This is a genomic window from Candidatus Methanodesulfokora washburnensis, assembly GCF_003947435.1.
Taxonomy (GTDB): Archaea; Korarchaeota; Korarchaeia; order Korarchaeales; family Korarchaeaceae; genus Methanodesulfokora; species Methanodesulfokora washburnensis.
The window spans coordinates 1-13,744 of sequence record NZ_RCOS01000167.1 but is presented as its reverse complement, the minus strand read 5'-3'; the positions used below and the strand labels follow the sequence as shown (position 1 = coordinate 13,744).

12 protein-coding genes and 1 pseudogene are annotated in these 13,744 nt (G+C 44.6%); 11 read left to right on the top strand and 2 right to left on the bottom strand.

Annotated features, from left to right (window positions below):
• Together D6D85_RS14475 and D6D85_RS14470 are read left to right on the top strand one after the other, a co-directional pair.
• Positions 1-660 carry a hypothetical protein gene (locus D6D85_RS14475; RefSeq protein WP_125672747.1) on the top strand — a complete coding sequence of 220 codons (660 nt, stop codon included), beginning with the start codon at positions 1-3 and terminating at the stop codon, positions 658-660.
• Positions 660-1,205 (top strand): hypothetical protein, encoded by a 546-nt coding sequence (locus D6D85_RS14470; protein WP_125672746.1) that lies wholly within the window; start codon positions 660-662, stop codon positions 1,203-1,205. The genes D6D85_RS14475 and D6D85_RS14470 overlap by 1 nt, the downstream gene beginning before the upstream one ends.
• Here D6D85_RS14470 and D6D85_RS14465 read toward each other — a convergent pair.
• Both D6D85_RS14465 and D6D85_RS14460 read right to left on the bottom strand, forming a co-directional pair.
• A complete protein-coding gene (locus D6D85_RS14465; RefSeq protein WP_125672745.1) occupies positions 1,183-3,948 on the bottom strand; it encodes a DEAD/DEAH box helicase in 2,766 nt (921 codons plus the stop codon). The genes D6D85_RS14470 and D6D85_RS14465 overlap by 23 nt on opposite strands.
• 39 nt (positions 3,949-3,987) lie before the next feature.
• Positions 3,988-4,908 (bottom strand): NAD-dependent epimerase/dehydratase family protein, encoded by a 921-nt coding sequence (locus D6D85_RS14460; RefSeq protein WP_125672744.1) that lies wholly within the window; start codon positions 4,906-4,908, stop codon positions 3,988-3,990.
• A gap of 40 nt (positions 4,909-4,948) precedes the next feature.
• Here D6D85_RS14460 and D6D85_RS14455 point away from each other — a divergent pair, with 40 nt between their 5' ends.
• The 9 genes and pseudogenes from D6D85_RS14455 to D6D85_RS14415 all read left to right on the top strand — a co-directional run.
• The gene (locus D6D85_RS14455; RefSeq protein ID WP_125672743.1) at positions 4,949-5,740 is read left to right on the top strand and encodes an ATPase; all 792 of its coding nucleotides are present in this window, start codon (positions 4,949-4,951) and stop codon (positions 5,738-5,740) included.
• Positions 5,741-5,903: 163 nt separating this feature from the next.
• On the top strand, positions 5,904-6,494 hold the full coding sequence (locus D6D85_RS14450; RefSeq protein ID WP_125672742.1) for a hypothetical protein: 591 nt from the start codon (positions 5,904-5,906) through the stop codon (positions 6,492-6,494).
• A gap of 59 nt (positions 6,495-6,553) precedes the next feature.
• Complete coding sequence (yciH, locus tag D6D85_RS14445; RefSeq protein WP_125672741.1) at positions 6,554-6,874, top strand: stress response translation initiation inhibitor YciH; 321 nt, start codon at positions 6,554-6,556, stop codon at positions 6,872-6,874.
• A gap of 65 nt (positions 6,875-6,939) precedes the next feature.
• Positions 6,940-7,887: a carbamate kinase gene (gene arcC, locus D6D85_RS14440; protein WP_125672740.1), complete on the top strand. Its 948-nt coding sequence runs from the start codon at positions 6,940-6,942 to the stop codon at positions 7,885-7,887.
• Between the two features lie 33 nt (positions 7,888-7,920).
• The gene (locus D6D85_RS14435; RefSeq protein ID WP_125672739.1) at positions 7,921-8,964 is read left to right on the top strand and encodes a hypothetical protein; all 1,044 of its coding nucleotides are present in this window, start codon (positions 7,921-7,923) and stop codon (positions 8,962-8,964) included.
• Between the two features lie 29 nt (positions 8,965-8,993).
• Positions 8,994-9,539 carry a hypothetical protein gene (locus D6D85_RS14430; protein ID WP_125672738.1) on the top strand — a complete coding sequence of 182 codons (546 nt, stop codon included), beginning with the start codon at positions 8,994-8,996 and terminating at the stop codon, positions 9,537-9,539.
• A gap of 31 nt (positions 9,540-9,570) precedes the next feature.
• Positions 9,571-10,254 (top strand): hypothetical protein, encoded by a 684-nt coding sequence (locus tag D6D85_RS14425; RefSeq protein WP_125672737.1) that lies wholly within the window; start codon positions 9,571-9,573, stop codon positions 10,252-10,254.
• A gap of 4 nt (positions 10,255-10,258) precedes the next feature.
• Positions 10,259-10,942: a TatD family hydrolase gene (locus D6D85_RS14420; protein WP_125672736.1), complete on the top strand. Its 684-nt coding sequence runs from the start codon at positions 10,259-10,261 to the stop codon at positions 10,940-10,942.
• Positions 10,943-11,307: 365 nt separating this feature from the next.
• Positions 11,308-13,744: pseudogene (locus D6D85_RS14415) on the top strand (DUF4350 domain-containing protein); the annotation flags it as partial.

The following is a 13,744-nucleotide window of genomic DNA, read 5'->3' as shown; positions in this document are numbered from 1 at the left end:
ATGTACAGGGATGAGCTCATCAGGATACTGCAGATATGCAGAGAACAGGAGGATCCATTCAAGGTGAATGTAATAGATCTTCTCGATAGGATAAGAAAGATATTTCCCCTGATAAAAACGGAGGAGGAGATAAACCTAGATCTGGAAGCACTTCTCTCCCTTTCAGATGTGATACTAAAGCAGGAGGATGTGCTAGAGCATAGGACATCCCTTCTGTATGTGGATGCTCTTCTCATTCTGCTGAAGCTTGAGAGGATGAGCCTTAAGGATCTGGCAGAATCCCTCAGAAGAAACTGGAGACCAATTGTGGAGGCAAGAGGGATAAATCCAAACTTTCTCTCAACAGCACTCGATTATTGGGGATCGAAAGAGTTACTGGGAAAGGAGATATCAACTTCACCAGAGAGAGAAGCAGAGATAAGTGTGGAGCTTTCAGAAGAGCTTGAGAAAGAGCTGAAGAGGATAAGGGAGGAGATAAAAGAAGAGGTGGATTATCACGAGTTCATAAGGATGGATCCGTTGAGGAGGGCCTATCTTATAAGCATACTGGCGACAAGAGGAGATATATCCCTCAGAAAGGATCCCATAACGGAGAGGATAACGATAGTTCCATCTCCATCGACTGGGGAAAAGGTGTCAATGGCGATAGAGGTGATCTGATGGAAATTCAGGATAAGGTAAAGAGAGCAGCTCATATACTAATGTTGAGGAGTCATTCAAAGCCTGGAGTTAGGGGTTGGGAGCTCAGAAGAGCCTTGGGGGATGAATACATCAAAATTATTGATCTTCTCGATAAGGAGCTATCTGATATAGGATTGAGAGTAGCAATAAAGACTGAGAAAGGGGATGAACCATCGTCCAAAGATGATTATGATGATTCCTTTTTCTTTGTCACATTTAGATCTCCTCCAGACTGGCCTGAGATTAGGGGAAGTGGCTGGAGGATAGATGAGCTTGCAGCCCTCGCTGTTTCAATTTCCCTAATAGCAGGAAGAGGAGGAAAAGCCAGATATGAGGAGATACTGGATGTTCTAACCAAGAAAATACCGGAGAGAAGGGCAAGAGCCCTGATAACGAGGTTCATAAAGCAGGGATATCTCTCAGGAGAGGATGAGCTCGAGCTAGGCTGGAGAACATTTGTGGAAGTGGATGTAAAGGGACTTCTGAAAACAGTAATAGGAGCTAGTAAACAGAGTACCTCCTGAGGATCTTCTTTCTGATAGTTTTTAGAGCGAACTCATATATGTCATCTCCCGATATGGCCTCCTCGGCCTCTCTCAAAGAGAGACCTGCAGAATAAGCGATTAAAGCTTTCTTTCCCTCTTTTTCCACGATTTTTCCCCACTTCCTTGCCTTTCTCAGTTCTTTATCCTCTCTTCCATCTCTAGCTTTCATCAGCAGAATTTCTGCTTCATCAACCCCCATTTTGACAGGCGCTAATCTCCTAGACCCGCATTTTTTGCAGACAGGTTCGTCTATCTCCCCTATTATGAGCTCATCTGCATAGGATAGGCATGAGGTGCAGATCAAAGTGATCCTCCTCGACAATAACCTCATCCTCAGCTTTTCCCTCTCCACTATCTCTTTTTTATCCGATTTTATGAGCTCAACTCTGCCAAACTGCCATCTTATCCCCTCGTCTGCTATCGGAGTTGGTCTTTCAAGATCGCCGAGATCTACCACCTCTATAGCCCCTCTTTTCACCATCCTCAGGATCTCCTCAGCACCTCTTACATCCATATCCATATCTATAGTATAATTAAATGCCTCCATATATGGAACTGAATCCCTCATGCTGATTATGAGCTTCTCAAGCATGCTGGATGTGACATCAGCTCCCTTCTCTATAATCCCCATCTTTCTTGCTGTGTGAAGGAATCTGAACTTGAACAATCCGCTGGACTCCACTGTTTTTCTCACTTCCTCCCCGAAGTTCTCAGGAGAGAGTTCAGAGATAACATCCCTTGTTCTTATGTGCTCGGCCTTTATGTAGATCCTATATGGATCCTCGGAAACCGCAACCGGAGGAGGAAGTTTCGCAGCAAGATATCTTGCTATAGCCCTGTTTATCAGAGTTCCTCCCGTTATGTGAATTATCACAAGATCTCTCCACTTCTCCAAGACTATCCTTTTATCAGTCGGGACGGGATAAAACTGGGAGTGAATGTAGATGGGCTTTATAGCCCTCTCTATAAACTTCTTATCAGCAGGATAGACAAGGGATAACTCCTCAGATATCCTTTCGATTCCCTTTTCCCTGTTCTCCTCAATAAATCTTCTTATTCTCCCTACTTCCTCAGCTATCTCCTTGGGAACGGGTATTTCCTCCCCTATCCAGCTTGGAACAGCCCCTATACTTTCTTCCACCTCTCTCGCATATAAAACTCCCTCATTGACGCTGACCACTTCCCATGCCCTCCCTGAGAGGATGAACCTCTCCCCGGGCTTCCCCTTTTCTGCAACAAAGGGCTCATCCAACAAACCTACTGGCAATTTTTCCCTCTCTTCTACAACCAAATACTGCTTTGTGTCGGGTATCATTGATATTTCATCAAAAAAGTACTTGTAAAGCCATCTCTTGTTTATTCTGTAGAGCTCAATGCCGTTAAATCCAGCTATTCTCGCTGGATGGTTCCCAATGAACTCCAAGAGTTTGATCAGATCATCATAACTCATATTCCTGTAATTATAGGATCTCCTTACGTGGGCAGCTATCTCGTCCACAGTAAGCCTCGCCTTTAGAAGGAGAAGGCCTGCTATTTCATGCATTAGAGCATCCATTGGGTTTTTTGGTATTCTCACAGCCTCTACCTCACCATTTAATGCCCTCCTAGCTATTGAAAGAGTCTCAAGAGCATCATCAGAGTTTATAACAAGGACAAACCCCCTTGACACCTCATAGAACTTGTGGCCGCTTCTTCCAACCCTTTGGATTAGCTTGGAGACCTGTCTCGGGGAGTTATACTGGACAACTACTTCCACTGTCCCCACATCTATGCCGAGCTCGAGCGAGCTCGTGCATATAACTGCCTTTATCCTGCCGGATTTAAGCCACTCCTCTGTTTTTCTCCTCTCCTCTGCAGATAAAGAGCCATGATGTACCTCAACCGGTATTCTGCTGTTTAGAAGCTTGAACCTGTTTCCCAATATCTCGCTCATCGGCCTTGTATTCACAAATATCAACATTGATTTAGCGCTATCCATCAGCTTCAGTATATAGCTCATTCTAGCGACGACATCAGGATCCAGATAAATCCTCTCGGCTATTCTCCTGTCGGAATCAGAGGGTTCAGGATAGACAACCTCTATGCTCATGCTCTTCTTTGAGCTCACATCCACTATAACACATTCCTCAGCTGATCCCACCAGAAACCTCGCTACTTCATCCGGATTTCCAACAGTTGCTGAGAGGCCAACTATCTGGAATCCTCCGGTCAGATCTCTTAGCCTCTCAAGGGCAAGGGAAAGCTGAGCTCCTCTCTTGCTGCTGGCTAGCTCATGTACCTCATCCACAACAACGTATTTCACAGAGCTCAGGATCTCCCTCAACTTTCTTCCCATGAGCATTATCTGAAGGGTTTCAGGCGTTGTAACTAATATGTCGGGAGGAGCTATCCTTTGAGCCTCTCTCTCGCTTTTAGGCGTATCTCCATGTCTTACAGATACTCTAAGATCCAGCTTATTTGCCCACCATGAGATCCTCTCCATCAGATCCCTGTTCAGAGCTCTCAAGGGTGTTATGTAGAGGAGCATGCCACTTGGCATCTTGCTCAGGATTGGAAGGATTGCTGCTTCAGTTTTTCCAGTTCCTGTCGGGGCTATTATAAGCACGTTTTTCCCCGAGAGGATGGGCTCTATCCCCATTGCTTGCGGATCTGTTGGAGATATGAAGCCTCTCTCCTCTACAAGCCTTCTTATCCTCTCAGGAAGGAGCTCAAATACGGACATTATCGAATATGGCGGTCTACCTATTAAACTGTACCTCTTTTACCTCTTAGGGGCCAGTGACCTTGAGGATCTTTCTGCTTGACTCTCCAGCCACTCAAGCGTCTCCTCTATCCCTTCTTTAAGATCTATTTTAGGGCTATATTTGACTCTAAGCTTATCTATCGGAATTTCATCAGGTGATAGGAGAAGATATCTAGCTATATCGAAGAACATACTCCCAATAGAGACTATCTTCCTAGGGACAACAATCCTTATCCCTCTCTTTTTGTAAAATGTCTCTATTGCATGAATGAGCTCGCCAAAAGCGTACATTCTTGGTCCTCTGACATTGAAAACCCCGCTCTCTCCTATGAGGCTGGATACAGCACAGGCGACATCTCGAGCATGAACCATTGCTATTCTCAGATCCTGTGATATTATCACGGGAGAGATCCCCATTTTGACCAGTTTTGCAAGATATATTATATCCGGGTTTGTTGTATACGGTCCATACATCCAAACAGGTCTGATAATCGTGACCTTTTCGCCAAAGGCCTTGAATGCAGCGATCTCAGCCATGTACTTGGAGATCTCATATTCAGTTACGGGTTTGCACTTCTGATCTTCTCGAGCTGATTCCCTCAATGAATCTCCCAGAGCAAGTATGCTGCTGATGAGAACAAACCATCTGGTATTGGCTGATCTTATGACGTTTAATGTCCCCCGGTAGTTCACATCAAGAGTTCTTCCATACATCACTCCTGCTGTATGCACTAGGACATCGGATTGAGGGAGAGAAACTGGTTGTGTTATATCTGCCTCTATTATCTCTGTTTCTCTCAAGATATCGGCTGTCCAAGGCCTCTTTCTTAGACTTCCTGGTCTTATAACAGAGATAACATCCCATCCATCTTCCAGCAGCTTCTTGACAACATGAGCTCCCAGCATTCCGCTAGCTCCAGTTACAACAGCTCTCATCATGAAGGTAACCGCTTTTTAAATAAGCTCTTCATAGTTCGCTATGGAGTGGAATAAGAGATATCTACAGAAGGCCTCCGGAAAGGAAGAGCTTTACAGCAGGGAAAAGCTGATCAGAAGCCTCATTTTCTCCGGGCTTGATGAGAGATCTGCTGCTAGCATAGCGGAAGAAGTGGAGAGAATGGAGGGGATAAGGACAACAAAGGACCTGTATGAGGCAGTCAGGCGAACTCTTCTCAGAATAAATCCAGAAGTAGCAGCTAGGTACTCGCTCAAGGATGCAATAATGAGGCTAGGTCCAACAGGCTTTCCCTTTGAAGAGTACATGGCTGAGATCCTGAGGGAATTCGGGCACAAAGTGCGGACCCATCAGTTCATCAGAGGGAGATGCACGACGCATGAGATAGATCTGCTGATAGATGATGAGATAATAGGTGAGTGCAAATATCACAATGAGAGGGGGATATACACCGGCTTAAAGGAGGCAATGTACACTTACATGAGGTTCCTCGACATAAAAGAGGTGAGAGAGCTGAAAGGGGTGATTCTTGTGACGAATACAAAGTTCTCTGATCAGGCTATAGAGTTCTCAAGGTGTTATGGGCTGGATCTGCTGGGATGGAAATACCCTCTCGGAGAGGGGCTGGAGGTTAAGATAGAGAAAAGCAAGATGTATCCCATCACAGTGTTATCGGGTTTAATTCCGGAGAGTGAGATAGCTGATCTGATTAAATCAGGTTTTGTCTCGACGAGAGATCTGATAGAGAGAAAAGCTGAAGTTGGTGATGAAGCGATGAGGGTTATCAGGGGATTATATGGACAGAATAGGATGTAATTTGTGCATAACCTACCCTTTTGAAGCTACCGTGCTTAAAACATTCTAAATGGCATCTATTCTGTTGCGGAGATTTTCCTCTAATAGGACTTCTCGTCAATTATGATTGGGTTATTCCAGAAAGCTTTTTATTTTTCCCGCAAGAGGAAGAAGAGGTGTTCGCATGGACATACTATTCGACCTTATGCTAGCTTTATTTCTCTTTGTTATAATAATTCTAACAGTTATGCTGACAAAAAAGTTCAGCAATCCATGGGTGAACAGGAAGATAATACATCTCTCCTCAGTTCCCGCTGTTATCAGTTACATGTACTTATTCACAGAGCCCTATATCTTCTTTTCTTTTGCTATCTTTTTCACGATCATGCTTCTGATACCTCACTTAAAGAATAGAGAGCTGAGCTGGTTTCAGCTGAAGAAAAACTATGGGGAGGTATATTATACAGCAAGCTTTGCGGCATTATCCCTGATCCTCTGGAACGTGGACAGAATCTTAGCCGGTTTATCGATGCTTTTCATGGCAGTTGGAGATTCGGCAACGGGCTTGGTAAGATCAAGGATACTGAAGGAGAGAGGAAAGCACATTTCTGGAAGCATAGCGATGTTCATCATCTGCTCGGCAATAGGATACTACTTTTATGGGGTTAAGGGCCTGCTTCTATCAGCCATAGCTACTCTGGCAGAGTATCAGCCCTGGGTTGATGACAATATCTCCGTTCCTCTGTTAACAGCTCTAACAGGAATTCTCATATAATAAAATAATGGTTGATCTACAGAAAAGTTTTTATAAATTCTTTTCAGAATTTCTTTGAGATGGAGAAGGATAAGGGCAGGTTGATAGATCCTGTCACAGGTCTGCCTGTAGAATTGCTCCCATTTGAGGAAATTGAAAAGGAGGAGCTTGTTGTAAAAGTGAAAATGGATCTCAGAAAATCAAAAAAGGTAACCATAGTCGAGGGACTAAGCTATCCTGAGGAGGAGATGAGAAGCCTACTAAAGGAGATGAAAAGGAGGTTATCATGTGGAGGAACGTTCAAAGATGGGGTTATATTGCTTCAGGGGGATCATAGAAGAGAGGTTAAGAGGATACTAATGGAAAGAGGAATTCCAGAGGAGAGGATAGAGGTTCTGTGATGCTGATTATTGCGGCTAGATGGAAATAATTTTAAAAGGATAGCAATTCGCTCTGGGGGATCCTGATGGAACTTCTAGTTATTGCTCTAGGAGGAAATGCCATTCTCCAAAGGGGTGAAAAGGGAACTTTTGAGGAACAGTACAACAATGTGAAGAACACAGCCAAGGATCTGGCAAACCTAGTGGAAGCGGGATATAAGCTGGTGATAACCCATGGAAATGGCCCTCAGGTAGGGGCGACCCTTCTCAGGCATGAGGCAGGGCAGAAAATGTTTGGAATACCTGCTTTCCCGATGGATGTATGTGGAGCTGAGACTCAGGGCTTCATAGGCTACATGATACAACAGGCTTTAGGGAATGAACTCAAGTTAAGGGGTATAAATAAACATGTCGTAACTGTGATCACAAGAGTCATAGTGGATAAAGATGATCCTGCATTCAAAAACCCCACTAAGCCAGTTGGCCCGTTTTACACAAGGGAAGAAGCTGAAGAGCTGGCAAAAAAGAGACCTGATTGGGTTATAAGAGAGGACTCAGGAAGAGGGTATAGAAGAGTTGTTCCATCTCCAGATCCTAAGATAATAGCAGAGAGATATGCAATAAAGACTCTTGCCGAGAACGGCTTCATAGTCGTGGCATCAGGTGGAGGGGGAATACCGATAGTAGAGGAAGAGGGTATAGCTAGAGGAGTTGAGGCAGTGATAGACAAGGATCTGGCTGGGGAGAGGCTTGCAACGCTGATAAGAGCAGATAGATTCATAATACTGACCGATGTCGATGGTGCATACCTGAACTATGGTACTCCACAGCAGAAGAAGCTTGGAGTAGTGAAGCTGAGTGAGATGAAGAGGTACTATCAAGAGGGTCATTTTAAACAGGGAAGCATGGGTCCAAAGGTTCTTGCATCGATTAGATTTGTGGAGAACGGCGGAAAGGAGGCGATAATAGCCAAACTCGGGACTGTTATAAAGGCTCTTGAGGGAAAGGAGGGAACTCACATAGTTCCAGATTAAGCAAATTTTTATCTTGTCCTTTAACTTTCTGCTGTGGATGAAAAATCAGAGAGGATAATAGAAGGGGCTCTAAGATCCCTCATTTCTGGAAAAAGATTGGAGATAAAGGATCTATTCCCAGAGCTAAGGCTAGAGGGAAGCTATGTGCTCTTCGATCCTCCAGTGCCCTACGGAAGATCCACGAAAAGCCCCGGCTTCAACATAGGAAGCCTGCTTGCATCCGGATTATTTGACTTCATCCTTCTTCCTCTTATCCCCTATAATGCAGTTGAGGACTTTGTGTACAGCTATGCTCTCGGCAGTTCCTTCGGCTTCAGTTTCGATGACCTGCTCTCATTCATAGAGATGGGAAGGATAAAGGTCATCTTAATTGATGATGAAAAATTCTACAGAACCTCCTTCTACAGGGAGATCTTCAGGGCATGCGAAACTGCAGGTTACCTTCCTCCAAATGCTCCAGGAAGGGTTATCTCCTTCTTCAGATATCTCAGGATAATAAGGACAGCTGAGAACATACCGGAGGGTTCAACAGCATCATATATCCTTGGTTTCAGTGGAGGAGGGAGGGAGTTCAACGAGTACTTTGTTGTCCCCTGTGCAATAGCTCTTCTTGGCTTCAGGAATTATGGCATACAGGATATGAAGAGGATGAACTCGCTTGGCATATATAATCCTGCTCAGCTTTCCTTTGTCACGAGAGAAATAGAGATGAGCTTTCCAAAGGATCCAACTCTTTTCAAAAGGATGGCAGAGATGAGATCCGATGCGCTTTTTGAGATTGACAAAATGACCGATGGGGTTAAATACGATCTGAAGGGAAAATTAGAAGATCTTGAGAACTTCTCAAGAGCTTTAGAGGAGGAAATAAGAAGGAGAGGCAGCAGGATAGTGAGAAGATCCTTCAGATTTGGAAAAACATTCATCTTCCTGCCAGGAGCGTTGAGATACGTGCCAGAGGACTTATCCCAGCTTTCAGAGCTAAAAACCGACCCTGAGAAAATAGCTGCAAGGGAATGGCCCTTCTCCAAGCCGGGATATCCATTTATCTTGTGGGGAGAGAGATTTAGGTTCGACTAGCTTTTTATACTAAAGCTGAACAAGAACATATGCCCATTCTCAAGGACATTCATGATGTGATCAAGATCGCTAGAAAAGTAGGGATATCAATAAAGACAGAAAATGAGGAATATGCATGGGAAATGAGCGTTTTAGAGGAGAAGGGAGAAAACGCGCTCATTGAAGTGGGCTATATGGACAAAAAGGCGGAATTTTTGGTGTCAAAAGATGGGCCTGTGAGCGGAAAGATCAACAACAGGGAGATACCCAAAGATGAGTTGGGATCGATATTTAACTTGTTGATATTTCCCTTGGACTTTTTCCTGAGAAGCCAAGATGAGAAAATAGTAAAGGGAGCTGTAGATGAGAGCATAGGCACTATTGAGCCGATAGGAGAAAGAGATATTCTGGGAATGAGGAGCAAGGGTTTCAGGGTTAAGATATCAGACTTAGCTAGGAAATACCTGACGGATATGAAAGAAGCTGAGTACTGGCTTGCAAAAATAGGGGATTATGATGTTTTAGTTGCTGTAAAGGGTACTTTTTCCCAAAACAATGTGGTGGAGGTTTTTCTAAACAACATAGAGATCCGCTGAGGATAAATATAACATCCAGTGGGAAAAATAGATGCCTCTAGCCGAGCTGGTCAGCTCCTTAGGAGGAAGATTTTCGCTCTATTTAGGTGTAAGACTGGCTGAAAAAGAGGAAAAGGAGCTATTCAGGTGGCTTCTAGCTTCATCTCTTCTAGGGGCTCCTATAAGGGAGGGAACTGCTGTCAAAGCATTCAAAGCAATAAACAGGGAGGCATCATCCCCTCAGGATTTGATAAAACTGGGATGGGACAGGATAGTTGAACTTCTTGATATCTCAGGGTACACAAGATACGATTTTAAAACAGCGGATAAGCTGATAGAGATGAGCAACAACTTAATAGAAAGGTATGGGAGCTCCCTAAACAGGATGCACGATGAGGCTGAGGACAGCATCAGCTTGGAGTTCAGGGTGAGAGGGCTTGCAAAGGGGATAGGTCCTGAGACAGTTGTCATATTCCTCAGGGAGCTGAGGGGAATATGGAAAAAGGCAAATCCCCCTCTCTCATCTCTTGCCTTCCTTGCAGCTAAGAACATAGGAATAAGAGCTGGGGATAAGAGGGAGGCTGTGAAGGAACTGCTCTCAATGTGGGAGGAGGAGGGAGGGGATCTGACAAACTTTGTCGACCTTGAGTCCGCTCTTGTTAGGCTTGGAAGGGATTACTGCAAGAAGAAGAAATGTAGCATATGTCCTGCATCTGGAATCTGCTCCTCCAGGTGATGAGATGCTTGTAGATGCCCACTGCCACTTTTATGAAATAAAAAGGAAGTATGATTTTATGATAATAGCTGTATCAGATGACCTCGAGAGCTCAAGGATAACGCTCTCTCTTGCGGAAGAGAACGTGATTCCATGCATAGGGATACATCCCTGGGAGGTGGAGGAAGCTGGAGAGCAGGATCTCAGGGAGATAGAGAAGATGGCCGAAAAAGTGAGATGTTTGGGGGAGATAGGCTTGGACAAAAGAAGGCCGAACTACAGGAAGCAACTAGAGTTCTTCAAGTATATGCTCTCGATAGCTAGGGATCTTGATTTATCGGTGAATCTGCATTCTCTGGACTCCTGGAATGAGGTCCTAGATCTGCTTGACAGGTATGAAATAGAGAGGGCGAACTTCCACTGGTACACAGGTCCCATCGACCTGCTTGAGAAGATAGAGGAGAGAGGCTATTTTATATCAATAAATCCATCTGTCTCAATGCAGAGGAGGCACATGGAGGTATTGAGGGCTGCCCCTGTTGAGATCCTTTTGACGGAAAGCGATGCTCCTTATGTGTACAGGGGGATGGAGCTGAGGCCTGAGATGGTGAAGGAGGTTGTGGGGATAATAGCTAGAGAGAAATCGATCAAATATGAGGAGGCGGAAAGCATAATACATGAGAATGCAGTGAGGTTTATCGGAGGTTGAGCGATTCTCTTGCTCAGGCTTTGCCTTTGCTGTTTTCCATGGGCTGAGTCTTTCAGAACTCCGATCTTGGTGTAGTAGAATCTTGAGATCTGCTTAAATGCTAATCTAGATATAATCGACCATTCAGAGTGAATATGATGATCTACTTCTATTTTCAGGTCTCCCTCTAAATTTATCTTTTTCCTCGTCAATTTTAGCGGGAAGATCATGTGGCACTCGATCTCCTTCTATCAGGATCTATTTTGGATTAAGCGGTACGAGAATTTGAAAATCATGTAGCAATTTGAATTAGAACTAGCAACAAGGCTAGTTTTAAACTTTGAAAAAAAAAAGTTTATATTAGAGCCCTCTTTTGACATAGCCTTATGGACAGAAAGTTGCTCATCCCGATATTGGTCCTCCTTCTTGTCTTTCCAGTCATTCCTGCGTCTGCAGAGAGGGTCTCTACAAACGAGGTAATGTATGAGTGGAAGGTGATTCTGTGGGAAGCAAGCAGATTTTCAGTCTCATCAAAGGCTGAAATACTGGCAAACGGGACTGTTGTTCTGAGACTGCATGGCTTCCTCAAATATGAGATAGAGCTTCCCTTTGAGCTCCCCAAGGGAAGCTACATAATGCTGATGGCTGGCGTGAGCAGCGACTCAAGTAATCTGTCTGTTATACAGGTAAAAGCGCATGTAAATGGGAATGGAGCTCAGTTCTACAACCTGACGGTGTTGCATGGCACCTTTTTCCCTCAGTTCATTTACTTCGGGGAGGTGAAGGGGAAGAAGCTCTTCATATGGATATTTCATCATAAATCCATTGCTGGAAACGCAAGCCTTCTCCTATACGCCCTCGATATAGAGCTGTTTATTCCAACTGCGAAGAAAACTGTGAAAAAGGGGAACTCAACGGATCCATTCATATGGGGCATAACTGTTCATGACCCGGATCTATCGAAGTTCTATCCTAAGTATGTGGGGCCCAGTGAGTGGGATAGATCAGCTGCATCAAAAATTGCAAGTGCAGGAATAAAGATGGTCAGGTTTATGATTTTCTGGGGAGATATAGAGAGGGAGTGGGGCAAATACCCGGATTGGAATGCTCCTTGGGGCTCATATCCATGGACTTTTTACGATAAGGCAATCGAGGATATGGTGAAGAACAACCTGACCCCGCTGCTGATAGTCGGAGCTGGATATGCGTGGATGGTCCCGTGGATAAATGGGATGCCTGTTGCGCCAGATACTGAAGTAGGACCTCACAATTACAGTAACTGGTTGAACCGGCTGAGTCCAGGGATCGATGAACAATCATATTGGTATTACGGTATACTGCCGGATGAGTATATAAAGCATGTGACCGAGGCTGTCAGAAGGATTGTTTGGAGATACACGTATTTCATGCCTACCCAAGTAAAATATCTAAATGGAACTCCTGCAAGAGTTTTAAACTATGAGCCTGAGATAGAGGTCGACGCATGGTATTGGCATACAGTTCTCAACTTCAGGCCCATGAGCTATTACTGGCAACATCCCGATGAAAACAACTTTCGATACAATCTTCTTCACAATTTGACAAAAGCGATAAAGAGCAGTCCAGGTGGCAGGATACTGATAGAGACATATCATAGAGGAGGGAACATACCGATAACTGCATATGGCCCCCAGTACAATATATCTTGGTTCTTGGAGAAGCTTGGATATACGGTTACGGTGAACAAGGACAAGCCCCTAGACAAGGTAGATCTATCCCAATACGATGCTCTGATAATAGATGAGCCTAGGTGGCTAAGCTATAGCCAGGCCGAGATAGATGCCGTCAGAAACTTCGTGTACAATGGAGGAGGCCTTCTTCTGGCCGTTGATACAGAGCTCTATTACGGCGATCAGACGCCAAATCAGATAGCTGAGATATTTGGAGCCAGATTTTACGGTGATCTTGTGAAAAGCTGCACAATAGCCACATTTAACCACCCAATAACTGCTGACAAGAAGCAGAGCGATGTATTCCAGCCCTTTATCCTCTGGGATGCAGTAATAGGAAGATATCCTGCTAATGCAACAGTGCTGTTGGCAGATCCCGGAAATGCGACTGGAAATCTGGCATTCGGCAATTTAACATCTGAAAACCTTCCTTCAGGGAACAGCTCCGATTATGCATGCATGGTGGCAATAAACTACGGAAAGGGAAGAGTTGTTCTAGGTCCATGCAACGGCTTGACTCAGGTCTGGGGAGAGGCATGGTATGGAAGGAGGGAGTGGAACAAGCTCTTCATAAACACCATAAAGTGGCTTGCTGGAGAGGGGTTGAATGTCTCCAATGTAAAAGTATACTTCGACTTCTCGATAGATGGCTGGTACCTTAGCCTCGGCGTCATCCCCAATATAGCCTTGGATCTTAAGGGAAAGGGATTGGTGGACTACATGGCTGTTAACTCGTATATGCCGGGATGGATTCTCGCGCCCCCAACTAACCAAGTACCTCCTTCACCTCCTTATCCTCCCATCCCTTTCATAATAGTAGAAATTACAGCAACAAGAGCAGCTTCCTCCGCAGGTGAGATATATGGCGCCACCTCTACTCCGACCATAATAGGGGAGACGGGGTGGGCAACTACCTACGGGACATTTGGGGAGTATTATCAGAGATTGTTCATAGAAAGGGTGGTATTCTACTCCTCGCTGGAAAGCTCAGCGACAGGAGGGAAAGCTCCGTTTGGTTTAATAATACATAGATACAAGGATCTAGATATATGGAGGCCTCATCCATTTATATGTCCCTACAATTATATAGAGTACACATTCGGTTTATTAAGGG

Coding starts and splice junctions, on each gene's coding strand:
- D6D85_RS14475 (WP_125672747.1), top strand. CDS start 1: ATGTACAGGGATGAGCTCATCAGGATACTGCAGATATGCAGAGAACAG.
- D6D85_RS14470 (WP_125672746.1), top strand. CDS start 660: ATGGAAATTCAGGATAAGGTAAAGAGAGCAGCTCATATACTAATGTTG.
- D6D85_RS14465 (WP_125672745.1), bottom strand. CDS start 3,948: ATGTCCGTATTTGAGCTCCTTCCTGAGAGGATAAGAAGGCTTGTAGAG.
- D6D85_RS14460 (WP_125672744.1), bottom strand. CDS start 4,908: ATGATGAGAGCTGTTGTAACTGGAGCTAGCGGAATGCTGGGAGCTCAT.
- D6D85_RS14455 (WP_125672743.1), top strand. CDS start 4,949: ATGGAGTGGAATAAGAGATATCTACAGAAGGCCTCCGGAAAGGAAGAG.
- D6D85_RS14450 (WP_125672742.1), top strand. CDS start 5,904: ATGGACATACTATTCGACCTTATGCTAGCTTTATTTCTCTTTGTTATA.
- yciH (WP_125672741.1), top strand. CDS start 6,554: ATGGAGAAGGATAAGGGCAGGTTGATAGATCCTGTCACAGGTCTGCCT.
- arcC (WP_125672740.1), top strand. CDS start 6,940: ATGGAACTTCTAGTTATTGCTCTAGGAGGAAATGCCATTCTCCAAAGG.
- D6D85_RS14430 (WP_125672738.1), top strand. CDS start 8,994: ATGCCCATTCTCAAGGACATTCATGATGTGATCAAGATCGCTAGAAAA.
- D6D85_RS14425 (WP_125672737.1), top strand. CDS start 9,571: ATGCCTCTAGCCGAGCTGGTCAGCTCCTTAGGAGGAAGATTTTCGCTC.
- D6D85_RS14420 (WP_125672736.1), top strand. CDS start 10,259: ATGCTTGTAGATGCCCACTGCCACTTTTATGAAATAAAAAGGAAGTAT.